The organism is Lutibacter sp. (genome assembly GCF_033723435.1).
Lineage (GTDB): Bacteria > Bacteroidota > Bacteroidia > Flavobacteriales > Flavobacteriaceae > Lutibacter.
Genome location: NZ_JAWVXC010000003.1, coordinates 277,715 through 303,975, shown reverse-complemented (window position 1 = coordinate 303,975; position 26,261 = coordinate 277,715). Strand labels below are relative to the sequence as shown.

The following is a 26,261-nucleotide window of genomic DNA, read 5'->3' as shown; positions in this document are numbered from 1 at the left end:
GTGATCGCGACAGGATTCGAACTATCATTCAAATCTCCTTTATTTAAATGCTTTCACGTGTTTTTACAAACTATGTTGACCGAATTGTGAACACACAATTTGACTTTCAATCTTAAGTACAAAGATAAGGAATTTAGTATGCCTGCCAAAGTGGTAACTATTCCTACTTATATGACCGTTGCTGGAACTATAGCCACCGCCGTAAGTAAATCAGTTGTTGATGATACTACTGAAGAGGAAACTAATGTGAAGGAATAAGTATGTAAATCCATTTGAATGAAAAAATCAGCTTAATAGGCGGTATAGTCTTTAGCATTATTCCCAATATCCCTATGTTTGGACATGAATTAGCACCTGTGAACAGTAAAGCATTGAATGATGAACCAAGGTAATGTATATTATAAAGATTATTTGGCAGGAACTATTACCGAAACTGACGAAGGTGATTATTGATGTTGTAGTGGCTGGAAAGGCTCATAGAAAACAAAAAAATTAAATTCTAAAAATGCTTTTGGTAATACCAAAAGCATTTTTTAGTTCAAAGTTTTGTATTCAAAATTATATTTCTATCTCCATTTAACTCTTTCAATTCAAGTGATATTTCTTCATTTTCTCCCAAAACAAATTTAGATATTATATAGACAAAGCTTAAAGATTGATTATATTTAATAACACTTGGCTCCTTATATTTAAAAATTACTTTTTGTTCTAATCGCTGATAGGAAGCCTTACGTTTCTTGTTCCCATTTATTTTAAAAATGTTTAGGTAGTCAATTTCAAAATCAATTAAAGATCTGTTTTCAACTTCTAAAACTAAATATACTTCAGAAACATTATACACTACTTTTTGTAATCGTAATAGCATTCCGCTTTTGCGTTTAGTCGCTAATTTTTTAGGTTTTAAATTCAATAAAAACTCACTAAACTTATGAAAATACGTAAGTCTGTTTGTATAATCATTAGTTGGTTTATCAATTGGTTTCAAATTAATTTTTGAAGGCTTTTCATTCCCAATGCTTTTCGATTCAAGAATAAAGTAATTCAACTTAGGTAGTATATTAGAATATTTTAAAATATAGGAATATACCTTTCCATCTTTGGTAATCGTCAATAAATTACTTTCAAAACCTGGAGTCGCCTGAAGCAAGCCAAAATATTGTTCTTTTTCTCTATTATAATTGAACACAAAATGGCTAGTTCCTGTTATTGCCTGACGAATTGGATTTGGAAAAAATAGAGCTACATTTTTTTTCTCATTAGCGTAAATAGTATCTATATGCATTTGGGCAATCATTGAATTTGAATAAATAAACATAATGATAATTATATAAGTTCTCATGGGTATTGTTTTAATATTAATTTATAATTATTCGCTATTGTAACTTTTATATTTTTATTGTTATGTTGAAATATTTTCTTGATACCCGCTATTTGTGGCACACCTGCAACATTAATATCATCTACAATATCACCCATGACTTCTCGTTTTACATCAGCTCTAAAACTATTTTTTATATAAACTCCTTCACAGCCATCCTGCAAATCATAAGCTTTTAATTTTACAGGTTGCTGATTTATATTTTCAATTTTTATGACGGTTCGGTTTGGTTTAAAACTGACAAAACCATAAATCAAAGTATTTTTTGTAAAAAGTATATTATTAATCGTTGCATCTTTCTCTAACCGCATTTGCAAACGAAAATTTTTCTTTACTGTTTGTGTCCCATCTACTCGAACAAAAATTGTAACATCATTACTCCGAGTGTTTAATTCTTCATTCACTATTGGCTTAGAAGCAAAAAAAAGTTGATGTTCAAGAGATAATTCTTTGAGAGCTATACTAATTCCCTTTTCACCAATTTTAGATATCGTATCTTTTTGAACTACCTCAGATAGAATTTTTACTTTTGGCTTTTTTAAAGTTCTATCCGTATAACTAATACGACCTTCATTATATATACTATCTACAATTCGCATCTTTTTTTTCTCCAATAAACCAATGTCATAAACTCCCGTAGAGTCAAGTAAATGTTCATCATACACACTTGGTGCATTGGTTTGTCTTACTTCTTTTAAGCTATTGAGTGCATCTAATTTAGATTCATATTCTTTTTGTTCATCTTTCAATCTTGGAATTGGAATTTGATTGTTTTCAATAATTGAATCTTCATCTTTACCTAACAATATTGCCGAATATGACCCAATAAAAAGTACTACACATAAAAGGATAACTGCAAATACAATTTTATTCTTCACTATTTTCATAATTTTCAAGTTTTTTTAATGTTTTCTCAAAAAAGTTAGTAATGAGTAATCCGTGTGTATTTTTCGGAAAATTTCTATCAACGTGAATAAGTTTTCCAGTTGTAATTAGTTCATAAGTATCTACAACAGATCCTCTATTAATCTCAAAAATTGTTGTGGTTTCAAACCTGTAAGGTTTATGTTGGATATCTACTTTAGAATTAATACTCAACACTTTTTGCACTAAAGAATATTGTAATAAACGATTATAAACTCCGTCTGCTTTTTTTTGTCTATAAAGTGCATCTATAGAACTGTTCCCTAACCACAATGCCTTTTCTAAGTTTTTTTCATAATTACTTGCATCAATATTGTAGAAATAGGTGTGAAAAAGTTCTAGATGTGATAGAGCTTCTACCTCTAAATTTTCATTCTGAGATACTAATTTTAAGGGAATAACTCTCCCATCCTTATTAACTACGAAAGCATTATTGACTACTTCTTTATGCAACTGCATTACTAATATCACTGAAACAATACAAGTAAGTACAGCTCCAATAACTACTATAAGAACAATGAAACGATTTAGCTTCAATACTTGGTAAATATTTTTATAAGGTGTATTCATAATTAGATTTTAATTTTAAAATTGGATTACCCACCAGTGAATAGCTTAAAGATAAATGAGGTCGCTCTACGATATAATTTAAATTTCAGTAATACAATAAATCCTATAGAGCCTAATTCTAACAATGGAGCAAAAAAATCATTTCCCCAATCTGTACCAAAAAGATCCCCCCAAAAATTAGTATTGATTTCTATATAAAGGTTATTTACAAAAACATTAACTAAAAAAAAGGCTGGCACTAACATATATACACCTACGTATAACTTAAAGAAATTATATGCTAGAGATCTAAACTTTTCAAATACTGCTAGGCTAATTACTAATGGAAAAAAAGCTTGCATAATCCCTAATAGAAAGAAGCGCTCTGCTAAAAAGAGCGGATAGATAAATAGATCTAAAATCCATAAAAACATGGCAATAATAAATGACAATACTTTTAAGCCATATAATGGTGTTACGAGTGCGTCATATAATAATGCAAAAGCTTTTTTAGCAGCTTCCAAGGCTCCTACATCTTGCTCCAAATTAATATCTTGTAATTGTAATGGAAGGAGTGCTGGAGCTGTATCTCGGTATTGAGATTCAATAGCAACTAAAATGGAGTCAAAAACACTCAATACCTGTGTAGAAAAAATAACTAAAACAACTACAGCAAAATTTTTCGCTAATTCTGAGGGTGTCAATCCCCAAGTATAACCTTCGTTATTAGCAATACCTTCATTATATTTTTTCAATATATTAATTAAGAAAAATAAAATAGCCAACGTCTTCATTCCAGTAATAGTGTACTGTGAAAAATCACTATTCTTGATAGTGGTAAAAACCGTATCAATATATTCTAACCCTACACTTAAAGACATCCTTGGCATTAATTAGTAATTTGCTTTCCTCTCATTGATAATTGTTTGCATTTCTCGAAAAGCTATGATTTCTCTATAGCGTCTTGTTTTCGCCTCTATTTCAGCTACCATTTCTTTAGATTTTAATTCCTTCTCTTTGATTACTTTGGCACGTTCAGCATCTGTCATTTTTAAGTTATTATTTGAAAGTATTTGTTCAATATAATCCAAACCGTCTAAGGAATTTTCTATAATTTCATTAAAAGATTCTGATATTCGATTAACTTCATCTGCTTTGATATAAGGAGAGTTTAGAATTTCTCGTAAATCAACTTGAACAACTTCAAACAATCTTTGATTATTTCGTGTCAATTCACGAACAGCTTTTAATTGCTTTATCACATTATTCACCTTATCAATATTCTCCTTCTGTATTTTTAAGAATTGTACTGTTTTCAATAATTGAGAAGTTTGTTTTGTTGATTCTACCAATGATTTAGTTAAACTAACAAAATTGGTGTTATCATAAACAGGCATACCCTGTCCAATAGCATCATGGGTAAACATTAGAATTGTAAATGTTGCGATGAATAGTAATTTTTTAATTGAGCTTTCCAAAATTTTAATTTTTATGAGTTAATAAATATGTTTTAATAGCTTTTTCCATGGAATTATGTTCTTCATAAAGTTTCATTATAGCTTCACTTTCTTTACCATCTGTTAAATAAGCAGCATACACTTCTTTTGGGACTTCCAAACGAAATATATTGCTCTCCTTCCCTATTTTAATAAACATTTCTGTGTATTTTTTTAAACCTGTCAAATTATTTCTAATAGATTTTAACTGATTCAAATCGTGGCTGGAGAGACATAATCTTTTTTGCAGTTCTTCATATCCTTTTTCATTATTAAGACTATAGATAACCTGTGTGTTTTCAAGAATACTAGCAGATACTGAGTTATTAGGTAATTGATTTATAGATTGTAGAATAATTCCAATTGCTCCATTTTGTTTTCGAATAGCTTGATAGTAGAATTCTACACTTTCTAAGACATTTCCGAATTTGAGTTGCTTCGCAAACTCATCAAATAAGATGATACCTTTTTCAGACTTGTTTCTCCAAATCGTTCTTTGGATAGCCGACTTAATCAACTTTAACATAACGGAAAGGATTTCCTTGTTATCCTTGATTTCATCTAGTTCAAATACAATAAGTCTTTTATCTTCAATTTTATAGGTTTGATCCTCACTCACATTAAACAAAAAACTGTACAACCCATCTTCCACATATTCTGAGAGAATATGTAGAAAATCATAAACGTAAAAATGCTGATCCTGAATACCTAGCTCTTTTAAAAGGGTGTCCTTTTTGGCATCAATAAATTGGTATAAATTTTCAAGGGAGTATGTACAATCAACATTTTGTTGATAATAGTGCCGAAGTACTTTTTTAATAGCAACTTCTTCTGCTTTTGTAGTTGCCTTATTAGATGCCATCAATTCTAAAAGGAAGATTGCCAAATCTTCTAATCGCTCTGGAGTCAAATCATTGACATCAGAGATGTAAAATGGGTTGATCCCCAAATTTTTTCCCTGCTCATAACGAAGGATGATATGGTCATTTGGATAGAGTTTTGCAAATTTAGCATACGACCCTCCCAAATCAATAATTACAAGACGAACACCATTTTCGAAATATTGGCGTAGAATATTATTTGCCAAAAAAGATTTACCTTCTCCCGTAGGTGCAAAAATCGCAAAGTTTCTAGCCTTGATGCGTTTCTTTTTTTCATCCCATACATCCTTTAAAACAGGAATGTTATGTTGCCTATCATTGAAGATTACCCCTGTAGTATCAGACTTATAATTGGTATTGTTGATATACAGACAAAGCGCGTGTTTTAAATCCGTTACATATAAATCTTCATTGGAAAAATTGGAAGTAAAACAGCAATAACTGTTAAGAAAGTAATGTTTTCGTTCTTCTCCCTTAGGATAGTATGGTACTACATCCAGTTCTTTGAACTCCGTTTTTATCTTTGAAGCAATTCTGTCTAATTGTGACTCCTCTTTATCCCAGAAAATGATATTGAGGTGTCCCCGAATAATTCGTGAACTATCATCCTCATTTATTTTAGAAACAATGTCTTCTATTTTTCTTAATACAACTTTATTTTGGGTTCCGAAATTGGAGCTTTTATTAAGCTCCTCTATTTTTTTCTCTAATAGTTTTCGCCATTTGTGTTTGTCATCCAAATAAATGATTTGGTTAACAATGTGGTTTTCATTGAGATTTAACCCCAAACCATCAATAAAACCTTGGTGGAATACAAAATCATCCGAAGTAAATTTATCATTTGTTTTACTACTTTGTACTACATCTCCAAAACATAATTCACTATTTACTGCCAGCACATCAAAATAATGGTCCCCAATTTCAATATTTGATCTCTTTAATTGGATGTCGGTGTCAAAATCCTCATTAAATCCATTAAAGTAGGTGTTAGTCAATGAAAGTATTTCTTTGACACTCAAAGACTTCAATGATACCTTTCTACTATTGTTGACAAAAGAAATTGCATCGTTTACTGAAGAGATAAATTCCTGGATATTATGATCCATTTGCTTATGTATACCCTTTTCTATCTTTCGGAAAGGATTAATATACTTAGAATTGTTCAACGCTTTGTTATTAGGAAGTATAAAGAATAAATAAGAAGAATGTCTAATGAATTCACGTCCCTTAAAATAATCATGTGTGACACTTTGTAAGAAACTTTTATTTGGTAATTCTTCCGCTAAATATGCTGCCTTCTGATAAATGTCCTGTTTATGAATAACCGTAGAGACAGGTAATGATTTAAACGCCTGGAACCATGCCCCGTGAATAGCTTCAAAATCGTTTTCCGCTAAAGAATAGATTTCAGGATTGTCCACTTGATAGCCTAACACTACATTACCATTACTCGCTAATATAATATGCCCTTGAACGTCCAAAATGGGATAGTATGCTGATAAATTTATTTTTTTCATTTTAAGGTACTATTGGTTAAATGTCTATTATGGTCCTTCATAATTCAAGCGACTTTCTTTTTTGTTACTGATAGTTTGAGGAAATACCTTATTAATATGCATTAAAGTGGGATTCTTGGTAATGTAAGTCAGAGTAATATATAACACTCCATTAAAAAGAAATACTGAAGTGATTACCAAAAAACTAAACGAAAAAATGAGGAATAATAACGAACCTATAACTCCAGTCATCATCAAAGCAAACAGTGATATTGGTAGTCCAATAATCACTGCTTGCTTACGTATGTTTTTATAGACTTCGAACCGTTTCATTAGACTACAATACCTATTAGATAAGTAAAGATGCCTACAACTGCTCCTGCAATAAGAACAAATACAAGCACTCGAGTGATTCCTTTTTTTAAATCTGCATTTTCTCCAAAGAAATGTCCAGCATTAAACAAGAAGCCTATTAAAAAAATGACACCAAGTATAATTGGAAAAATAGCGCGGATAGTATCCGAAACATCATTTACTGAATCTTCAATACCTCCAATTTGTGCAAAAGTTGTGCTTGAAATAAGTAACGATAGAATGGTTGCATAATGTGATTTTTTCATACTCAAAACGATTTAGGTTTTACGTTAATTTTGATATTTGAAAAATAATGTATATTTGGATATAATTCACTGTATATCAACCTTTTGTTGATAAAATAAATTTTAAAATAAATTGTTTTTATTTGATATTAACTAGCAACAAATCGTATGAAAAATATAAAATACTATGTTGATAAGTCTAAAATTTCGTAAGGTTAGAAAACTAAAAAATGTCATTTTCCTGTTAGCACTACTAAAATTATGCTTCATTTTTGGCCAAGATTTGCAAACAAAAAATATCATTGTTATAGACCCTGGACATGGTGGAAAAGATACTGGTGCAATAGGCGCTAATAATATTCAAGAAAAGGATGTAGCATTAAGAATTGCCAAAGAGATTATAATACTAAATCATACATTATTAAATAACAAGTTTGAAGTATATTCAACTAGGTATAAGGATACTTTAATCTCTTTATCCAAGAGAAGTCGATTGGCTAAAAACTTAAAGGCAGACATATTTGTATCATTGCACTGTAATGCGGCTAAAGCTTCCTCAAGAGGAATTGAAGTTTATGTGCATCATTCAAGTAAACATAATATTAAAGAGTCAATAGCTCTTAGTCTATCCGTCTTGAATGAAATCACTCAGAAATTAGGCTTAAAAAAAAGAGGTATTAAATTTGCTGATTTTCAAGTGATACGTAAAAACACCACACTTAGCCCTGCTATACTAGTTGAAATGGGGTTCATCACCAATTTAGATGAAGCAGATTACTTTCTAAAGACTAAAAATATAAGAGCAATTGCACTAGCAATTTTATTAGGGATTATTAATTACTTAAATACTATTTTATGAAACTATTTTTTGTGGAGATTGGGAAAAATATTAAAAAAATTGCTATATCTTTTCTTAAAGAAATAAAACTGTGGCTAAATTAATAACCAAAAGTAACTAAACAATTTATTGGACTCAATATTTTAAATATCGAAATTTAAATTTACTTGATTTCCTCTTGTTTTGATAAGCCCTAATAATGTTTCCTTTTGTTCTTCATTTAGAAAACTATTCTTAATTAATTCTGGCCAATTTTGTATTCCTTTATCAATCCTATTCCATAGATTTTCGATAGCTTTTTCTGGTATTTTTGATTTTAACATGGCTTTATTGAAGTCTTCTCTATTTAATTTACGTTTCTTACCATTGAGGTTTAATGCTAATTCTTCTGGATCTTCTGGAATCAATAATTTTACTGCTACCATATCATATGCTGGAGCTAATTGGTATTGTCCCATATTGAATGAAATTAAAGAAAAGTTCTTTAAGTGCATATCGTTATTTCCTATGAGAAACGAAACAATTACTTGCTGGTAAAATTTAACGACTTCCAATAATGGGTTTTGAGCATAAGTGATTATGCCTTTTGCAATTTGCTCGTATGATCCTCGGTACTTATGCTCTGTTAATCTACTTGTGAATTGGCAAGCATCCTCCATTGGATATTTTTCATCATTGACATTACGATCTATACGTCTTGTTAAGTATGCTAATTCTCCACTCTTTAAAGGAATTAATATAAATGGTACAGTAGAGATATTACAGGCTTGCGCTAATAGCATGGACAAGGCCTCAATTTCTGGCATTTTTGGATATATTTCTAAAGGTGGTTTAAGAATATATCTTCCATTTAATGCTCCAACAATAGTAAGCCTATTCTGTGTGTTTTCTTTAGTAAATCCTAGTGATAATTTTGGTTGCACCCCTGTAACTATAACGCGCTGTAATACGTTTTCTTTTGCTAGCTCTTCAATTTGAGATAACTCATAATCTAACTCTACAATAGGAACATCCTCTTGCCAAAATTTTTTCAGACATTTTTTATGATACATTGTATCATCTTCCAGCCTCTTATTACATGCTAAACAATATTTCATATACTTATTACACTAATATTCCCAATACAGTCTTTACAGGTAGTCAATAACAACCCCATACGATCCCTAGGGTTTATTTTCCAATTTTTATGAGCAATATCTAATAACCATCCTTCTGGTATTAAACCATCAAAAAAAGGAAATAGATTTTCCGAATGGAATGATCTGCTTTGTAATGGTAATGTTAAACTAACAGGAAGCGCATTTTCTTGCTTTAAATACTTTTCTTGATAACTAAAATGATACCCATAGTCGTCTTCAGTTAAAATTCCTGCAAGCCTATTATTCACCCAAATTTCTCCTTGTCTCATCACTTATAGATGTTGGTGTTAATGTATGACCAAAAAATAACAGTATCTGGTTAATCTTGTCTGTCATTAAATTGGGTTTTCCTTGTTCTAAATCACGCACAAATCGCACTCCAACACCTGTTATATCTGCTAACTCTATTTGGGTGAGGTTTGACTTTTTACGTCTGTTACGTACAAAGTTTGCTATGGCATTATTTCTGTTCCAATCTTGCATAATTATACCTTTACGGGTGCAATATAATAAATTTATTTCAATATTATACCTAATTGGGTATAATTTATAGAAAAAACATATTTTTATACCCAAAAAGGTATACTAAATAAAGCTATTACATTTTTACACAAAGAATTATTGGGTCTAGTTTTAGCTAATTTTATAAAAGATTTAAGCTTCAATTAACGCCTAAAAATGTATTATTATTAATTCCTCTTATCCACACTTTCTTTATCAAAAGCTATCAAATTAAACAACTGTCGCATTCTTGAACGTACTCGATTGCCATAAAGTTCTTCTAATTCTTGAGCATTTAGATTAGTGGTAGCGTGTGTCTTAATTTTGTGACTTAAAAATAAATCGTATCTTGAGAGTAAGATTTCACCCATTACATTACAATCTTTTCCAAAATGCCTTCCAATAGGCTCTACCCCTAAATCATCAAAACAATAGTAATTGTTATTCCCAAAATGGACTATAGTCTTATACCCTGTATGATTGAATGCAAATGTAATATTTCGGGTCGGAACAACTTTATATTGTTTATGATGTGGAACAATATGTTGTAACAGTTTAATCAAACTTGTTTTTCCACAGCCTACTGGGCCTGAAAGTAAAATTCCTTTATTGATGTCTATTCCTAATTTTTTACAATAAGCTTCGTCTTTAATAAAATAATTGCAGAGTTTGAACAAAACTTCTCGGTCCTCTTCGAAAATTTTAAATTTCTTACCAAAAAGCAATTTCCCTTTATCATTAAGATAAATGAGCAATTTATCAAAATCATATAGAATATGATTATCCATTAGCTTTCCCAAAGTATACTGTACACTACCCTCAATAATTATATGTGGTTTTGACTGACTCATAAAGGTTCGCTGTAATTTTTATGTGAACTTGTCTTTAGGTTATCCTTATTTTGGCTAAGTGTGACTTCTGTTTTTACATTTTGGAACTCTTCAGCTTTCAACATCCAATTATGTGCTATAGCACGCCAATCGACAATCTTTATTTTTCCACCCATCTTCCAACCAATGCCTTGGTAATGGTTGAAAAATTTATTTGCTTCCAATTCAGACCAATTTTCTTTTTCAAAAAAATCAATAACTTCATTTACATTTTGGGGTAATCCCAGTTTATTCTTGTTTTTATTGTTTTCTAATTGTTTATTCTCGTTTGTATTAGATGCCAGCGCTTGTCCACAACTTGTATCAGTTTTGGCACAGATTAAGTCTTCTACTTGTTCTTCACTTGTTTCAAAATTAAACATCTTAATTCTGCTTCCTTGAAAAGGATTATGAGAAGGCTTATATAATAAATATTTCCAATGACTTAAATCCTTAATACATCGATGATAGGTCGTCTTCGATCCAATTTTTGAAAAACGCATTACTTCCTCTCTGTTGATATAAAATTCATCTGGAAAATGATAGATATTCCACAATTGGAACAATGCAACATACAAACTAATATGTGTTGGGTTTAAGCGGTTATCCCTTGAAAATTGAATAAATACAGCATTCAAGTGTTTGATGTAGTTAATTTGCACCAAAACATTATTTAGAATTTGTTATGAACTCTATTTTTCTCTAATACCTCCAATATTTCTTGATATTCATAATACAATACACCTCCTATTTTGGTATAAGGTAATGTACCGTTAATACGTAAATTTTGTAATGTTCCAGGAGAAATCCCAAGTAGTTCTCTAACTTCAGGGGATTTCAACCACTTTTTAGTGATATGACCAGATTGGCTATTCATCAATTGCTTAATATTATCTAGCAATTCCATTTTAAATTCTCTAAGATCTTCAGTAGTAATAATTGTTGCTCCCATTTGTAAATTGTTTTTGAAAACAAAGTCGCCACGAATTAACAATTTTTAAATGACGACTTTGAAGTGATTTGACTTTCGTTTTTCAAAGTTGCCACAGTTTATTGGAATTTCTTCTATACTTATTCCCAAGGTGGGAGTTTTTTCTCATTGATATTCAATGATTAATTTTGATTATATTTATTATTTTGATTAGTATATTAACACCCTATTTAACCACAAAAATTATGATAGCTACTAAATTTTAAATTCTCCCAAGTTTGGTTCAACTATAGGGTTTATTCATTTAATAGCTCAATACGTTTTATCAAGGATTCTTTCAGTTTATCCAAGAATTTAGTATTGTTACATTTACGGGATCGTATCTCAATGAAAGTATGGTAATAATTTCCTAATTCAATATTAAATACTTGCTCACATATAGAGGCTAATTCTTTTATATCAACTGTTCCACTATTAACTACTCCACTACTATGAAGTGCATAGATAAGTTCAATAAGATCTGTTTTACTTCCTGTCCAGAATAATTTTGATTGTTTGTACATTGATTTTGGCATCATGTTTTCGGTATTATTTTCTAATTTTGCTATCTCTTGCTGCAGATAAACGATTAGCATATCATATGCCATTATAGTGGCTACTGTATTATCTTGACTAGTGGAAAATTGTTCATCTGTAAAAAAATGAAATGAATCTGGATGTAATCTTAAATCTGCTTTCCCTCTAACAAAATATTGTTCATCCAAAAAAGTAGCTCCTCTTCGATAATAATGATAAAACTCCAAATTATCATTAAAATATATTTGCAGTTTATCAATATGATTGTTAAGATATCTTATTTGAGATTTGGAACGACTCCTAGGCCTCTTACTCTCAATATTAATAAGTTTAACATAATAAATAAGTTTACTAAAAACCAATGGTTTGACATGTTTAAAAAAATGTATTTCAGCTTTTAACGTTTTAAACCCTTTGTCAATGACCAATTTTTGCAATTTTTTAATACTGGTTTCTGTGTAAGTTATTCCTATCTCAGATTTATACAGTGAATCATTATTTTCTATTTCTAAAGCTTCTAGTTTTTTGTCTAAATCGGAAATAATGTCATTATAAATCATTTCATCATGTTTTTAATCTATTCAATAACAATTTTTTATTAAGTGGGGTTAAAAATTACAGGGTACATTTTTAATTAGTGAATTTAAGTTAATCTTAAAAATTTAGTTTTTATTTTGGCTATGTTTTATGAATAATTAAGTAATTAATTTTATTTAATATTTCTAATCGTTTTAGAAGTACAATATCTAAAATTCAATAAAAAAAATAATAAGATCGTAACAATTAAAATAAAAATCCTTTTATGACAACTTAAAATACTGATTTGACAAATTTTATATCAATTTGTTATCAAATAATCAATTTTAAACCTTTTAAATTGATTAATTAATTTATTTTAACTTACTTTACTTAAAATTGTGTGAAATGAATTATGAGCTGTTTGAAAATGAGTATGCTAAATTCTGGGTTAATAATCAAATACTTTTCTTTGAATATAAGCCTGATTTAGTTATTGATCTAAAAGCTGCACAACAAATAGTTAAGGACAGAATCACATTCCAGAACGAAGTTACATATCCTATTTTTTGTGATATCCGAGGTGTTGTATACTTTAACAAAGCCTCTAGAGATTATTTGGCTAAATCAGGTTCTATATTAACTAAAGCTGTTGGCATTTTAGTTCATCAAAAGGTATCAAAGGCAATTTCTTCTTTCTACCTTGAAATAAGCAAACCAACTGTACCTACTAAACTATTTGAAGATAAATCTAAGGCATTACAATTCCTTTCAAATTACATTTAGTTTACTTAATATCTTTGAATTTTTAATATTTTACCTTTTATGGATTCAGATTTAAATAAAGAACGTTTTCAAAATATTTACCATATGTTATTACAAATGGGAAACGGGAATTTTATGTATCGAATTCAACGATCAGATGAGGATGACAACCTTGAAATCTTAATTGTATTAATGAATATGTTAGCAGAAGAAATAAATGGTTTAATTTCTCATAAAGGCTATGTAAATCCTCATCATACCAATAGATACCTTGTTCAAACCACTTTTATTTTGGATGCAAATTTTGTTATCAAAAGTTTTAATTCAGACGTTCCTTTTATATTAGGATTCACACCTGAAGACTTATATCATCAAAATTTTTCAAGGGTACTTTCGGAAAAATCACTCTCCTTATGGAATAACATAAAGGGGGACTTGTCACAAAGTTTAATTCATCATTCTACATTTCAATTAACTTTTATAACAAAAAAGAAATTGCTTATTCCTTCCTTCTGTAGCGTTTCAAGACTTTTGCAAAGTAATGATATTTTAGTTAGTTCAATTACTAATATCATAGAAGAAACGGACTTACCTACTACACTAGTTTCTTCTACTAACGAAGTAAAACCTAAAGGACTTTACCGTTTATCTGATATCCAATTAATCCAAGAAGTTTATGATTATATATTAAACAATCTTGACAAGCCTCTGCCAAACTTAAAAGAACTTTCTAGAATTTTTGGGACAAACGAATACAAATTAAAGTATGGTTTTAAGTATTTATTTAAAACGAGTATTTACAAATTTTACAATACCAAACGGTTAAAAAAAGCTCACCTTTTAATTCAACAAACAACCATACAATTAAAAGAAATTTCTTTAATGAGTGGTTTTAATACCTATCCAAATTTCTCAAAAGCTTTTAAAAAACAATTTGGATATTCTCCAAACGACATTAAGAGGAGAACATAGAATCTTATATCTAATCAACTATATTACAACTATCCGAATTAATATTTCATAAAAAATAACGAGTAACAATTATAATCATCATTATTTGGTTGGATTACTCAAATAATACTTTTTAAATAAATTAAACTACTGATTAGACAACACTTCGTGGCAGGATGATAACTAAACCGCCACTATGCAGTAAAATCAATACTTTCAGAAGTAGACTAAAACAGTGTTAACCGAATTGTAGACCTATCTGTTAGTTTGAAATAGTATTATTTATCTGAACGTCTTACTACAAATTTACAATTTTAACTCCATTAAAACCAGTCAATTTGCATCAAATATTATGATTAATCTATTAAATATTTGTTGACAATTTCTTCTTCTATTCCGCTGTATTCAACGAATTCTTTGATTGTGATAAATTGGTAAGATTCCTTACCAAAGTAGTTTCTAATATCATTTAAAAGCTTTCGACCATAGCGTTCACTGCGTCCTGTGATACGCTGAATATCTTTTGGGTATATACAAGCTCTTTTTGGGGTCATAATACTTTATCTATGCTTTATCCTTACACCATCCATACTTCATTATTTTATGATTATGGTGATTGTGATGCGTTGTTAAAATGTTGAAAATCCCGATAGGGTTTTCAATATTTTAATGACGTTTTTGGTTGTATCGGAATGAATGGCCGAAAACGGCATTTGATTTTTAACAACGTGCTATAAAATTACGTGATTTGGTTTCATTAATCAAAAAACGAATTATTATGGCAAAACAAACTGGAATTATTAAACTGAAAGGAACTATCGGTGGTATTTCCTTTTACAAAACGACTGACGGACATCTAGCTCGTGAAAAAGGCGGTGTTGAATCGTATTGCAAATGATCCTGCGTTTCAGAGAACGCGTGAAAATGGGTCTGAATTTGGGCGCTGGTAAGGGTGGTAAACTTTTACGAAACGCTATCCGTATTCTTTTGCAGAATGCAAAGGACAAACGTGTGGTTTCTCGTTTGACTAAAACGCTTGTAGCAATTACCAAAACCGATACCACCAATGAAAGAGGTTTGAGAACCTTACAGAATGGTGATTTAAGCTTATTAAATAGCTTCGAATTCAACTTGAATGGAAAGTTGGGCACAACGCTTTTTGCTCCGTTTACAAATGCTTTTGACCGTGTTTCTGGTGATGCAACGGTTAACCTTGATGCATTTTCTCCAACGGTAAGGATTGCAGCTCCAACGGGAACAACCCATTTTAAGGTAGTAATGGGTGCTTCTGAATTGGATTTTGAGAATAAAACCTCAACTTTTGAAAATGATGAGACTGCCATTCTTCCTTACACTGCTGCCGATACAGCTGCTATTGCCTTAACAGCTTCTTTGACGGCAAACTCAACTTTACCTGTTGTTCAAGTGCTTGGTGTTGAGTTTTACCAAGAGGTAAATGGACAGATGTATGAGCTTAAGAACGGTGCTTACAATGCTTTGGCAATTGTTATTGTAGATACTCCGTAAGTATGGAATTAGTGCTGTATAGAGCCTATTTTGAAGAGGGCACCAATGGTGCTCTCTTTAATTCTGATAAGTTTCTTTGTCATACCATTGAATTGCCCTGGAACGACAACAAGCGAAACATTTTCTGTATTCCTGAAGGCACTTACAACCTTGAGCCGCGTTTTTCCAAACGGTTTAAACATCATTTAATCTTAAAGAATGTAAAAGACAGAAGTTACATTTTGTTTCATCCTGCGAATAATGCCTTAAAAGGGCTTCAAGGGTGTATTGCTCCAGTAACGTATTTAAGTGGTATTGGTAAAGGTGTTTATTCAAGGGATGCTATTCAAAAACTGTTGTCTTTGGTATATCAAGCTAAAGACCGAAAAGAAACCATTTTATTAATTATTAAATCACAGAATTATGAACATTGTAGAACGTTATAAAAAACCAACTCCCAAATTTTTCAAGACTTTACGCAATATTGGTATTGCATTGGCTACCGCAGGTGGTGCTATCATAGCTGCACCGATTAGTATGTCTGCCATAATGGTAACTATTGCTACTTATATGACCGTTGCTGGAACTGTGGCCACCGCAGTTAGTCAAGCGGTTGTTACTGATGATAAAAAAACCGAAACAGATGAGAATGACGATGGACTATAACACCAAATTTGCCATTATTGGTGGTACTTTCTTTTCATCAATAGTGAATATTGGTGTTGAAGATTTGATTACCACCGTTGTTTTGGCTGTTGTTGGTGCAATCGTGAGTTTCTTTGTTTCTCTACTACTTAAAAAAATCATCACTTTTCTCGGGGCAAAGTGTCGTAGGTGAAAGTGATTATTGATGTTGAGCGGTTGGAAAGATAAATAAAGGGCATTTTCTAAAAAATGCTCTTTTTTTTATGCGGGGTGTTGAGGTGGGTGAATGAAAAGAGCGATACCCTGATAAGGGATTGAGCGAATGTAATGCATCCTACCGCAGACACAAGGCAAAACATTAATAATTGCTGTAACCTACACCGTTGAAATGGGTGGCGGGGAAAAGAGGAACGTACAAAGAGAATTTGATGAATAGTTTTTATATTTGATATAAACCTATTAAATATGAGCATTAAACTACCTGACAATCTATTTCCTGCAGTTGTATTTTTAATTGATACACCGCCAACAAAACCAATTATCTTTACTGTATTGATTTATAATACTCAACACACTCCATTATATGTTGCTTGGTTCCATGAAAACCAAATAGATCCAATTACTGTATATAAAGAGGAAGGTAGATGGATTGATAAAAAAAACAATAAAGAAACGGACACTTCAAGAGCAATTGGTTTAGCGATAGAAAACTACAATCCTTTTAAATAGAAATTCTAAAAACATCCTACACCGTTGAAATAGGTGACGGGAAAAGTGGAAAGGTTGTGCGTTCTACACTTTCAATCGAGTTCTGAATTGGCGGCTGGTGAGCGGATATTTTACATAATGGCGTTATAGTACAGAAACTAAATGAATGCTACTATAACTACCCGTTATGTAAACATAGCTTTGGGTAGTTTTTGGCTTGAGGGTTGGGAACAGCTCTTTGATTTTTTGCTTAAACAAACTTTTAAATAAATCTTTAAGCAAACAAGCAATGTGCTGTGTGAGGGTTGGCAGCCAAAAACTACAAGCGCGTTGGCGAGCGGAACAAACCAAAAGACAGAGGGTTTGTATAATTAATTTTAATCTTTGATTTATAATTGGCCAACCCGCCGCTGGCTCATTCACTAAAAACATCCACAGGATGTTTTCTTAACGTTCTGCCAGGGTTTTGGTTTGTGGGGAACTCTATTCTGTTTTAATAAGTCTTCTCCAAAGAAAAGGGAATGGTAAATCTCTATGATGTAAACTAGATATTGATAAAATAAAATCGAAACCAGATTTAACAACAATAAAATCTCTTTCTACTGAAAATAGCTCTAACTCTTCTTGAATCTCTTTTTTATAGTCATCAATTGATTCGTAAAGCATTATGGAATGCTTCACCTTTCCCGATTTTAAACTGTAACCCTTATCTAAATAAATATCTTCAGTTTCTTTTTTTGGAAACCAAATTTGAAGATTAAGTTTATTATCAAATAACTCTAAAACCTTATGTAAATCATTATAAGCTTCTTTAGAGTTTATTATCACTGACCAATCTGCTAAAAATGCTAGCAGCATTGATGATTGTTCTCTTTGCTTTTTTGTGCCTAAATAATACTCAACCATGTTTTCATAATTAGTATTAAATAGAGGGAAAAAGTCTTTAAGAATTTTGGCGTCGTGAATACCTACAATTATCATTCGTAACCATTTTTTACAATCTTCTTTGAAGCCAGATAAATAAAGAAATCTCATTGCTGGTTCAATATCTATTAAATGTTCATCATATAAAGGATAATGAGAAGGTGGATTAGCTTTTATAAAGGAAATAAGTGCTTGAGCAATAGTTATAACTGAATCTTCATATATTTTTGCTAAACTTTTGTCTTCAAGATTAAAATGGTATAAATAGTGTTTTATTTCTGTTAAACCAATACTTCCTAAAACACCTATTTCTTGCCACACCGTTAGTCCATATTCAATTTGATTTTTTGAGTAACGTTGTATGCTATGTTCTACATAATAATGGTCGTTTACTTTATTAAAGTAAGCTATTCCAATTTTTCGTCTTAATACATGAATATTATAAAACTCTATCTGAATATATTTCTTTTCAAAATGATTTTGGGTATTTAACCAATCAAATGATTTTAATATGGTTTTATCAGCCGCATATATAGCTGATTTAATATAACCACTATCTTCAGCCCATTTAAATACAATATTTAAACAAATTTGTAATAACTTTAATCTTTTTAAAAGAGGTTTTTTTGTTTTTATTGGTTTGTCTAGTATTAGGTCTACTAATTTGACAAAGTGGTTTAAATCATAGTCCTTAAGTTCTAAAAATGCTAATGTCTTTTTTAATAACAATCGCATATCGGCATTAAAAAGTCTTTCTGACAACAAATTTTCAGAAACCATTTTAGAAATGTCGTCAATACCCCAAAATTGGTACTCTAATTTTTTTGCCTTATAAGTTTCAGTATATTGCCCCCAGCTTGTCTGCACAGTTTGTTCTAACTCACCATTTGTTGCTATTACTATTTTCTTGGGAAGTTTTTTTTGACTTCGCGTGAGTGATATATTAATATAAGTTTCTCTTATATCATTTAAAGATTGACGTACACTCGTTGGGCCAGTATCCCAAATTTGCCTGGTAATATTTCCTTGCTTTACTGTTATTAAAAATAATTTTTCCTTTCCATCTACATCTTTACCTATTGCAGCTATATCGACACCATATTGTCTCCCTTTTTGAGGTTTAGAAATGGGTGTTATGCCTTTACTAATTAAAATATCAATAAGCAAAGCATCAAGTTCACCATCTTCTTTAAGAAGTGCTATATACTCACTAGTTAGGAAGTTCATTTCTCTTCATATTTTGCCACATTATTCTTGATTTGATTTGACCTATTTCGTCAATATATTGCACCCTTGCTACCTCAACACTACTTCTAAAGTTTTGCATTTCACTCTCTTCAGTATACTTTCCGTTATATTTTGAAAAGAATGACTTTCCTGCCTTCAAACTAATCTTGGTAGCAAAATCTAAAAATGAACTTCTCTTATTTTCTGTTGCATCCATAAGCTCTTGCATTTGCTTATTTTGTTGCTTTAAAAAATAGGTCATTCTTTTATCAGAGGGTTCAAACTCATTTACCACTTCTAAATCGGTTACTTGCTTATAATACTGTTCAGAAACTTCAATTATTTGATCTATTATTGAAGTTATAATCGGATTAGCTGTTTTTCTTTTTTCTTTTAAAATATCAGTAACGGAATAATAATTAATTATTAAATATTTAGCGTAAAGCGTTGCTATATGATTTCTTATACGCTCATTATTAAAATGTACCTCTAAAATATTATAGAGCATTTCTGAAGCGTATTTACGGTCTAATATGTTCCCTACAATCATAAAGACAACATAAAGAGCATCCGTCTCGGTAAATTTTTCTAATTTATCTTTTGGAAGACCAACCGCATCTACATGATTACTTAAATCACTAATAACAAACTGTAAAGCAGCTTTGTAAATACTGTTATCTGAATTTAACCATTCTAAAAAAAGACTTTCAATGGTATGAGGGTTTGATGTATACAATTCCTCAATTATTTCTTTTAGAACAGTAATTCCTTTAAGATTCACTTTATTATTTAAAATCCATAGATTAACAAATTCAGTAACTACCTCTGGTTGCTTTTTTATAGTATCTTTCAATCTAAAGTTGATTGTGTTGTAAATACCTATGTATTTTGAATCAGTATGTGTTAATAATTTTAAACAAGTTTTAAAATGTATTGGGTCTTCATCAAAATTAAATTCAGCATTGATTGATCTAGCTACCTCGCTTTGCACCTCTACTTTTTTGGTATTCAGTAACTGAACAACCATTTTTTTTGCATCATTTAAGTTATTTAAATGTTTATTGTAAAATCTTGCTATAATGCCTAAATCCTCTACATTTCCTTTTTCAATGGTCTGAATGATATTCTGACTAACTTCATTTATGAATTTTAATTCTTCTTGCTTATTGCTAATAACCACTTGATATGCTGCATTAACTCCGCTATTTATTTTAGCTTCTTCCTCGCTTTTAATAAGTGTGAGGATTTTATCTTTATAGGTATATTTTGATTTACTCTGGGATAGCCCACCCAACAAAGAAGAAATGAAGTTTAGATATTCATTATTATTTTTTTCTTCTATAAGTTCAATAATTTGAATAGCTTCTGATGGTTTTTCTACTGCAAGTTTTCTTAAACCCTGATATATTGCATATCCTGCTCCATCATTTTTAATCTTTTTGAAGATAATTGGTAATGAATTGACAAAGTATTCTTTGTCATTAATTTTTATATCCTTACAAAATTCATGGAAGTCTTGCCAAAATTCAAAGTAATCCGGGTTCTCATTTAAGCGTTCTAAAAACGATTTATCACTTATACTCATATCGATCTCTTATTCTTCTTTAAACTTTAATAAACTTAAATTTATGATACTTACTTGTCGTGAAATAGCATCACGATTCTTTATTTTCAGCTCATGATTAACTTCTGTCAATAACTCTTTGTCCGGAATGTTTAGTAAAAGTATTGGTTTTATCGGTTGGTTTTTAAACTGTTCGAGTTCAATTAATCGGGTAACGTCTTTGACTAATTTTCCAAAATGCTTCCGTATTTTACTTTTTAATTTAGCTTTTGACGTATTGATTTTATACATTTTAGCTTCAACAATGAATGTTGATTCTTCTGTTTTAAATAAGCAATCGATTTCTATGTTTTTTAAGAATGTTGGATTCAATTGATACTTAATGTTATGGGTATCTAATTTGTTGCATAAAGCATTTAATAACAGACCGTCTTTTTCTTTAACTATGTTATAAATATCTTCATGTAATTCATAAGGCACAAAATAGGTTAGTTCTTTTGCACAAACCGGACACTTGAGGCTCTTTAATTTTTTGGGATTTAAACGTAGCTGAAAAACGCCTCTATAAGTTAATGGATCGCAATTCGTACATTCCATAAAAGCGTCGTCAGCACTAGCTGTTAATATTTTTGCATCATACAGTTTTCCAAATAGCTCAACCCTTGATGCAAAATTATCTTCGCTATTTAATGTGTTAACCAGTACCTGATTTGTGTTGTATAGGTTTTTATAAGAGTTGTTTACATAGTATTCTTTAATAAATTTTAAGCCTTCAAAAAAAGTGCTAATTGTTTTTTCATTGATTAGTTCATTGCCTTTTGATGGAACCAATATCTTTTCAAAACTTTCCTCAATTTCCTTAAACGAATTATGATGCCTACCAATAAAGCCATATTGTTGTAATAATTTGACAATATTAGCTTCTCTTGAATCTTCTTTAAGTAAAATTTTAATTACTTTGGTGAGTAACTTCCATCCTTTTTTCTCAATATCATTAGATAGTTTATCCAATGATTTCTTAAAGCGACTATCAAAAAATTGTTCTATAATAGGTTTTAAATATTCTATTTGTTCTCCAATTGAACTGTCTAAATCGATATTGTATATTTCACTTCTCGACTTTACTGTTTCTATCAAATCTTCGTTACCTTCTTGGGCATTGGAAATAATTATCCTATTTGTTGAGTATGTAAATGTGTTCCTCCCAGAACCAAATGTTTTTGTCTCTAGTAATTCCTCTTTTGAGAGTAAAAATAAGTTTTGACACGAGGGATTATGCCAAAAGTGATGGTAAAACTTTTTCTTTATAGTGCTCATTAATTATGATAGTGTTTGTTCTAATCTATTTTTCCATTTTTCCCAATTGGGCATTTTTTGAGACAGTAGCTCATAAAATTTTTTGTTATGATTGAATTGAATTAAATGGCACATTTCATGTGTAATAACATATTCAATACATTTAGTTGGGGCTTTAATAATTTCTGGGTTGATGATTATTTTTCCATTTTTTTGACAGCTTCCCCACCGTTTGGTCATTCTTCTAATTTCAAGATTTGGTTGTTCAACCTCAAACTCTTTGAATTTTTGAAAGACCTGATTAGCAACATAAAAAAACTTTCTTTCAGCATGTTGATAGTACCATTTTGCCAATAGGTTTCTTGTTATTTGTTGTGAGTTTTCACCGTTGAACTCTACATTAAAACAACCTCCTTTTAGTTTTACTTTATTTTCCGTTCCTGGTCTAATTTTTAATATATAGCCTTTCCCTAAATAACAATGCGTCTCACCCGACACATATTCTCTTTCTGGGGTTTTTGGCAAGAACTGCTCGAAATAGCTTTGTTGTTTTACAATCCATTTGGATTTGGTAAGCACCACCTTTTTTATATCTTTTAAACTAGATTTTAAAGGTGCCAATACTTTAATTGAATTGTCTGGATGCACTTCGATAGCCAATGATTTTCTTTCTGATTGTTTTAATTCGAAAAACAACTCTTTTGTACCGTAATTAATTGAATGCATTAATAATTGTTTTTGGCCACTTTTAAACATTTCTCCAGGATGCTGTCTATTTCATCGAATGTAATTTCTAAACCTAAATCTTTACGATGACTGATTAAATAATCTTCTATATCATTTTCCATTTGTCTTTGTACATCTAGGTTTCTTTTCCAATCTCGAATTGTTAACTCTTCAACAATTTTAGAAATTGAAACTGATGCATTCGCCAGATCATCTGCTATATTTTTTATCACACTTTCACCATGTTTATTAGATAATACATCACTTAATGCTCCGTAAAATGCTCTGGCTTCCGGCTTGTGCAATAACAACACCGGAATTCCCTCTTGATAGCCTTGATTAAGGTCGGTTCTGACTTTTAGAATTGTTTCTAGATATTTTGCTTCATCAATTCTACCTTCATTAAAATCCTTTATTGTTTTTTCGATTAGGTCTGAAAATTTTTTATAAAAAGCTTCATCCTTTTCCATATTTTGGGTTATCACTTTTTTCATTTGGTGTGCAATGAAATCTGCTTTGGAAGCAGGTGACTTTCCATAGGCTTCCAGAGCTTCTTCAACTTGCTGCTTATCAAAAATATTGAGATCGGATGTTAACACCTCCACTTTATCAGCGTCAATATACGTATCCAACAGCTTTTTTATTCTTGGTTCGTACTCTTTGTATGATATGGTTTCGGCATACCTGAATTGTACTGACACTCGTAAACTTTGGTATTTTTTTAATTCGCTTTTATAGAAGCCTATTTGTTGCTCTGTAAACTCTATATAAAATTCATCAGAAGCTAGAGCTGTCTGCAATGTTCTTGCAAAATCTGATAGTTTATCGTAAAACTCATCACGTAAATCCTTCTCTGCTAAATGTCGTTCTAGTGCTTCAATGTCACCTTTACTATAAACCCCTTTGAAAATATCTGTAACTTCTGCATGTTTTACAGGTACTTTACGAATTTCATCTTTAATATCAATTAGTGCATTTGTTAAGTCGTCTTCATCAAAATTCTCTAATGCACTGTATTCTGTTAGTGCTTCATCCAATTTCCCAAGAATCCCTACATAATCTATAATATGACCATGTTCTTTGCCTTGAAACAACCTATTTACCCTTGCTATTGCTTGTAATAGGTTATGTGCCACTAAAGGTCTTGCTAAATAAAGCACTGTATTTCTTGGCGCATCAAAACCTGTTAATAGCTTTTTTACCACTATTATTAATTCTACCTCTTGAGAGGCCTCCTTAAATTTTGTAATCACCTCATTTTCGTAAGCCTCTTGATTACCATATTTTTTCATTAATTGGTCCCAGTAGTTTCTGGATTCATTGCTACTTTCTGACCACACATCATCATTATCTTGTCTGCTATCTGGCGGTGTAAATACAACCCTGGTGTTTATTTTTAATGTTGGGTCTAATTGCGCTTCGAAATATTTTTGATACTTAATAGCTGTATCTATTTTAGGCACTGCTAATTGCGCTTTAAAACCATGACCTTGCCAGTTATGGGTGTAGTGTTTTGAAATGTCGTAAGCAATTTCGTTTACGACATGTTCCGATTCAAAAATTTTACTGATGGAAGAGAATTTCTTTTTTAAATCTTTCTGCGCTTCTTCACTTAAATTTTCTGAAAGCCTTTCAAAACCTTTATCTATCTGTGTTTTATTAATAGATAGTTTTGCTGAACGCCCTTCGTATAACAAAGGTAATACCGCACCATCTTTCACTGCTTGGTCTATGGTATATTTATGAATAAACCCACCAAATTTTCTTGAGGTATTCTTTTCCGATTTCATTAATGGTGTACCGGTAAAACCAATGTAAGATGCATTAGGTAATAAACGTTTCATTTGCGCATGCGCTGTGCCGTACTGACTACGGTGACTTTCGTCTACTAAAACGAATACATTTTGAGATTCGTCTTTAAAGGTTACCCTGTTGGATGCAATGTTAAACTTATCAATAATCGTCGTAATGATTTCGCTACTTTTATCTTTTAACAGCTCTATAAGATTACTGCCACTAGTTGCTTTTTTGACGCTTTTACCACAATTGATAAAGGTTTTAAATATCTGTTTGTCTAGACTTATACGGTCTGTAACAATAATAACTCTTGGGTTTTCAATGGATTCTTCTAATGCTAACGCTTTTGATAGCATGACCATGGTTAAGGATTTACCACTACCCGTTGTATGCCAGATGACACCGCCTTTTCTGTTCCCTTCCTTATTGCGTTGTTTTACCCTGTTAATCGTCTCTTGAACCGCAAAATATTGTTGGTATCGGCATATTTTTTTATCCGGACCATCGAACACCACATACTTATATACCATATCCAATAATCGATGTGGTTTGCACAACGCATATAAGGCTTTGTCTTGCTCTGTAACCAGTCTATTTTCTGATTGCGTATTATTAGTTGTACGTTTTAATAATTTCTGAATATCATTTTCTACGTCTTCTTTCCAAACAGCCCAAAATTTTGCATCGGTACCAGTTACGGCATATTTAGCAGCATTGGGCTGTACTGCCATTAGAATTTGTGCATAATGGAAAAGTTTTGGTATGCCATCATCTTTTTGATTTCCTATATTTTGTGAAATGGCTTCTTCAAGTGATAGGTTTTTATCTCTACGCTTATTTTCTATAACCACAAAAGGAATGCCGTTAACAAATAGCACAATATCTGGACGACGTTTGCCTTTTAAACCTTCGACCATAAACTCATCTGTAATATGAAACACATTGTTTTCTGGATTTTGCCAGTCGATGTATTTTAGGGTATAGCCTTTACGGTCGCCTTTTACTGTTTCATTAAAGCTTTTGCCTAGTGTTAGTAAATCGTACACATGCTCATTTGTGCGAATAACGCCTTCAATAGGTACACTTTTTAAGGCATTGATAGCACTTTGTATGTTACCGTCTGAAAACTTATAAGTTTCGCCTTTATATTCGAAATGGTTCATGACCTTTAACTGTTCCTCAAGAATATCATCGAGAATCACATTAGACAACAATTCGCCTCTTGCCTGAAGTGCTTGTTCTGGTGACATGTATTGCCAATTGAGTTTTTGCAGCAACTTTAATGCTGGTAATTGTGAATCTTGAAACTCGTTATAATTTACTGCCATCCTTTTATTTATTTATTTTCCTTTTTGGGGAATTGATTTGGTTTTTTGGGGAATTGATTTTTGTTATGAGCGCTATTATTTGCTTCTTTAAAACCCCTAGAACCCCTTATAAAACCTACAAAACCTCTTTT

Annotated in this window: 27 protein-coding genes and 1 pseudogene; 8 read left to right on the top strand and 20 right to left on the bottom strand. The window is 31.0% G+C overall.

Annotated elements, in window-relative coordinates; all coding sequences use genetic code 11:
* The first annotated feature begins 99 nt into the window (after positions 1-99).
* The gene (locus R3342_RS07255) at positions 100-258 is read left to right on the top strand and encodes a hypothetical protein (protein ID WP_318939354.1); all 159 of its coding nucleotides are present in this window, start codon (positions 100-102) and stop codon (positions 256-258) included.
* Between the two features lie 280 nt (positions 259-538).
* On the opposite strand, the gene R3342_RS07250 is transcribed toward R3342_RS07255, so the two are convergent.
* From R3342_RS07250 to R3342_RS07220, 7 genes are all read right to left on the bottom strand, one after another.
* A complete protein-coding gene (locus R3342_RS07250) occupies positions 539-1,339 on the bottom strand; it encodes a DUF4138 domain-containing protein (protein ID WP_318939353.1) in 801 nt (266 codons plus the stop codon).
* On the bottom strand, positions 1,336-2,265 hold the full coding sequence (gene traM / locus R3342_RS07245; RefSeq protein ID WP_318939352.1) for a conjugative transposon protein TraM: 930 nt from the start codon (positions 2,263-2,265) through the stop codon (positions 1,336-1,338). Before traM ends, R3342_RS07250 begins: the two co-directional genes overlap by 4 nt.
* Positions 2,246-2,872, bottom strand: coding sequence for a conjugal transfer protein TraK (locus R3342_RS07240; RefSeq protein ID WP_318939351.1), 627 nt, complete (start codon positions 2,870-2,872; stop codon positions 2,246-2,248). Before R3342_RS07240 ends, traM begins: the two co-directional genes overlap by 20 nt.
* Positions 2,873-2,898: 26 nt before the next feature.
* Positions 2,899-3,732, bottom strand: a complete 834-nt coding sequence (locus R3342_RS07235; protein ID WP_318939359.1) for a hypothetical protein — start codon at positions 3,730-3,732, stop codon at positions 2,899-2,901.
* A 12-nt stretch (positions 3,733-3,744) separates the two neighbouring features.
* Positions 3,745-4,278 (bottom strand): conjugal transfer protein, encoded by a 534-nt coding sequence (locus R3342_RS07230; RefSeq protein ID WP_318939358.1) that lies wholly within the window; start codon positions 4,276-4,278, stop codon positions 3,745-3,747.
* A gap of 55 nt (positions 4,279-4,333) precedes the next feature.
* Positions 4,334-6,745 (bottom strand): TraG family conjugative transposon ATPase, encoded by a 2,412-nt coding sequence (locus tag R3342_RS07225; protein WP_318939350.1) that lies wholly within the window; start codon positions 6,743-6,745, stop codon positions 4,334-4,336.
* 311 nt (positions 6,746-7,056) lie between these two features.
* On the bottom strand, positions 7,057-7,344 hold the full coding sequence (locus R3342_RS07220; RefSeq protein ID WP_318939349.1) for a hypothetical protein: 288 nt from the start codon (positions 7,342-7,344) through the stop codon (positions 7,057-7,059).
* Positions 7,345-7,510: 166 nt separating this feature from the next.
* Between R3342_RS07220 and R3342_RS07215 the strand changes: the two genes are divergently transcribed.
* Positions 7,511-8,182: an N-acetylmuramoyl-L-alanine amidase gene (locus R3342_RS07215; protein WP_318939348.1), complete on the top strand. Its 672-nt coding sequence runs from the start codon at positions 7,511-7,513 to the stop codon at positions 8,180-8,182.
* Between the two features lie 122 nt (positions 8,183-8,304).
* On the opposite strand, the gene R3342_RS07210 is transcribed toward R3342_RS07215, so the two are convergent.
* The 7 genes from R3342_RS07210 to R3342_RS07180 all read right to left on the bottom strand — a co-directional run bounded on the left by R3342_RS07210 (position 8,305) and on the right by R3342_RS07180 (position 12,737).
* On the bottom strand, positions 8,305-9,258 hold the full coding sequence (locus R3342_RS07210) for a HipA domain-containing protein (protein WP_318939347.1): 954 nt from the start codon (positions 9,256-9,258) through the stop codon (positions 8,305-8,307).
* Positions 9,255-9,569: a HipA N-terminal domain-containing protein gene (locus R3342_RS07205; protein WP_318939346.1), complete on the bottom strand. Its 315-nt coding sequence runs from the start codon at positions 9,567-9,569 to the stop codon at positions 9,255-9,257. The genes R3342_RS07210 and R3342_RS07205 overlap by 4 nt, the downstream gene beginning before the upstream one ends.
* The gene (locus tag R3342_RS07200) at positions 9,541-9,876 is read right to left on the bottom strand and encodes a helix-turn-helix transcriptional regulator (RefSeq protein ID WP_318939345.1); all 336 of its coding nucleotides are present in this window, start codon (positions 9,874-9,876) and stop codon (positions 9,541-9,543) included. Before R3342_RS07200 ends, R3342_RS07205 begins: the two co-directional genes overlap by 29 nt.
* Before the next feature lie 113 nt (positions 9,877-9,989).
* Entirely contained in the window at positions 9,990-10,652 is a 663-nt protein-coding gene (locus tag R3342_RS07195) for an ATPase (RefSeq protein WP_318939344.1), read from the bottom strand.
* Positions 10,649-11,332, bottom strand: a complete 684-nt coding sequence (locus tag R3342_RS07190) for a hypothetical protein (protein WP_318939343.1) — start codon at positions 11,330-11,332, stop codon at positions 10,649-10,651. Before R3342_RS07190 ends, R3342_RS07195 begins: the two co-directional genes overlap by 4 nt.
* Before the next feature lie 11 nt (positions 11,333-11,343).
* Positions 11,344-11,622 (bottom strand): helix-turn-helix domain-containing protein, encoded by a 279-nt coding sequence (locus R3342_RS07185; RefSeq protein ID WP_318939342.1) that lies wholly within the window; start codon positions 11,620-11,622, stop codon positions 11,344-11,346.
* A 275-nt stretch (positions 11,623-11,897) separates the two neighbouring features.
* Positions 11,898-12,737, bottom strand: a complete 840-nt coding sequence (locus tag R3342_RS07180; RefSeq protein WP_318939341.1) for an RteC domain-containing protein — start codon at positions 12,735-12,737, stop codon at positions 11,898-11,900.
* A gap of 364 nt (positions 12,738-13,101) precedes the next feature.
* Between R3342_RS07180 and R3342_RS07175 the strand changes: the two genes are divergently transcribed.
* Complete coding sequence (locus tag R3342_RS07175; protein ID WP_318939340.1) at positions 13,102-13,479, top strand: hypothetical protein; 378 nt, start codon at positions 13,102-13,104, stop codon at positions 13,477-13,479.
* Positions 13,480-13,518: 39 nt separating this feature from the next.
* Complete coding sequence (locus R3342_RS07170) at positions 13,519-14,430, top strand: AraC family transcriptional regulator (RefSeq protein WP_318939339.1); 912 nt, start codon at positions 13,519-13,521, stop codon at positions 14,428-14,430.
* Between the two features lie 335 nt (positions 14,431-14,765).
* On the opposite strand, the gene R3342_RS07165 is transcribed toward R3342_RS07170, so the two are convergent.
* Positions 14,766-14,963: a hypothetical protein gene (locus tag R3342_RS07165; RefSeq protein WP_010136747.1), complete on the bottom strand. Its 198-nt coding sequence runs from the start codon at positions 14,961-14,963 to the stop codon at positions 14,766-14,768.
* A 224-nt stretch (positions 14,964-15,187) separates the two neighbouring features.
* On the opposite strand from R3342_RS07165, the pseudogene R3342_RS07160 reads away from it, so the two are divergent.
* From R3342_RS07160 to R3342_RS07145, 4 genes and pseudogenes are all read left to right on the top strand, one after another.
* Positions 15,188-15,936, top strand: a pseudogene (locus tag R3342_RS07160) (hypothetical protein).
* Positions 15,937-15,938: 2 nt separating this feature from the next.
* Positions 15,939-16,361, top strand: coding sequence for a DUF5675 family protein (locus R3342_RS07155; protein WP_318939338.1), 423 nt, complete (start codon positions 15,939-15,941; stop codon positions 16,359-16,361).
* Positions 16,362-16,452: 91 nt separating this feature from the next.
* Positions 16,453-16,581: a hypothetical protein gene (locus R3342_RS07150; RefSeq protein ID WP_318939337.1), complete on the top strand. Its 129-nt coding sequence runs from the start codon at positions 16,453-16,455 to the stop codon at positions 16,579-16,581.
* Positions 16,582-17,025: 444 nt separating this feature from the next.
* Positions 17,026-17,289 (top strand): hypothetical protein, encoded by a 264-nt coding sequence (locus R3342_RS07145; protein ID WP_318939336.1) that lies wholly within the window; start codon positions 17,026-17,028, stop codon positions 17,287-17,289.
* A gap of 462 nt (positions 17,290-17,751) precedes the next feature.
* On the opposite strand, the gene R3342_RS07140 is transcribed toward R3342_RS07145, so the two are convergent.
* The 5 genes from R3342_RS07140 to R3342_RS07120 form a co-directional block, all read right to left on the bottom strand.
* A complete protein-coding gene (locus tag R3342_RS07140; RefSeq protein WP_318939335.1) occupies positions 17,752-19,419 on the bottom strand; it encodes a hypothetical protein in 1,668 nt (555 codons plus the stop codon).
* On the bottom strand, positions 19,403-21,004 hold the full coding sequence (locus R3342_RS07135) for a hypothetical protein (RefSeq protein ID WP_318939334.1): 1,602 nt from the start codon (positions 21,002-21,004) through the stop codon (positions 19,403-19,405). The genes R3342_RS07140 and R3342_RS07135 overlap by 17 nt, the downstream gene beginning before the upstream one ends.
* Before the next feature lie 9 nt (positions 21,005-21,013).
* On the bottom strand, positions 21,014-22,120 hold the full coding sequence (locus R3342_RS07130) for a hypothetical protein (protein WP_318939333.1): 1,107 nt from the start codon (positions 22,118-22,120) through the stop codon (positions 21,014-21,016).
* A gap of 183 nt (positions 22,121-22,303) precedes the next feature.
* Positions 22,304-23,005 (bottom strand): SprT family zinc-dependent metalloprotease, encoded by a 702-nt coding sequence (locus R3342_RS07125; protein ID WP_318939332.1) that lies wholly within the window; start codon positions 23,003-23,005, stop codon positions 22,304-22,306.
* Entirely contained in the window at positions 23,005-26,130 is a 3,126-nt protein-coding gene (locus tag R3342_RS07120) for an HsdR family type I site-specific deoxyribonuclease (RefSeq protein WP_318939331.1), read from the bottom strand. The genes R3342_RS07125 and R3342_RS07120 overlap by 1 nt, the downstream gene beginning before the upstream one ends.
* Positions 26,131-26,261 lie beyond the last annotated feature (131 nt).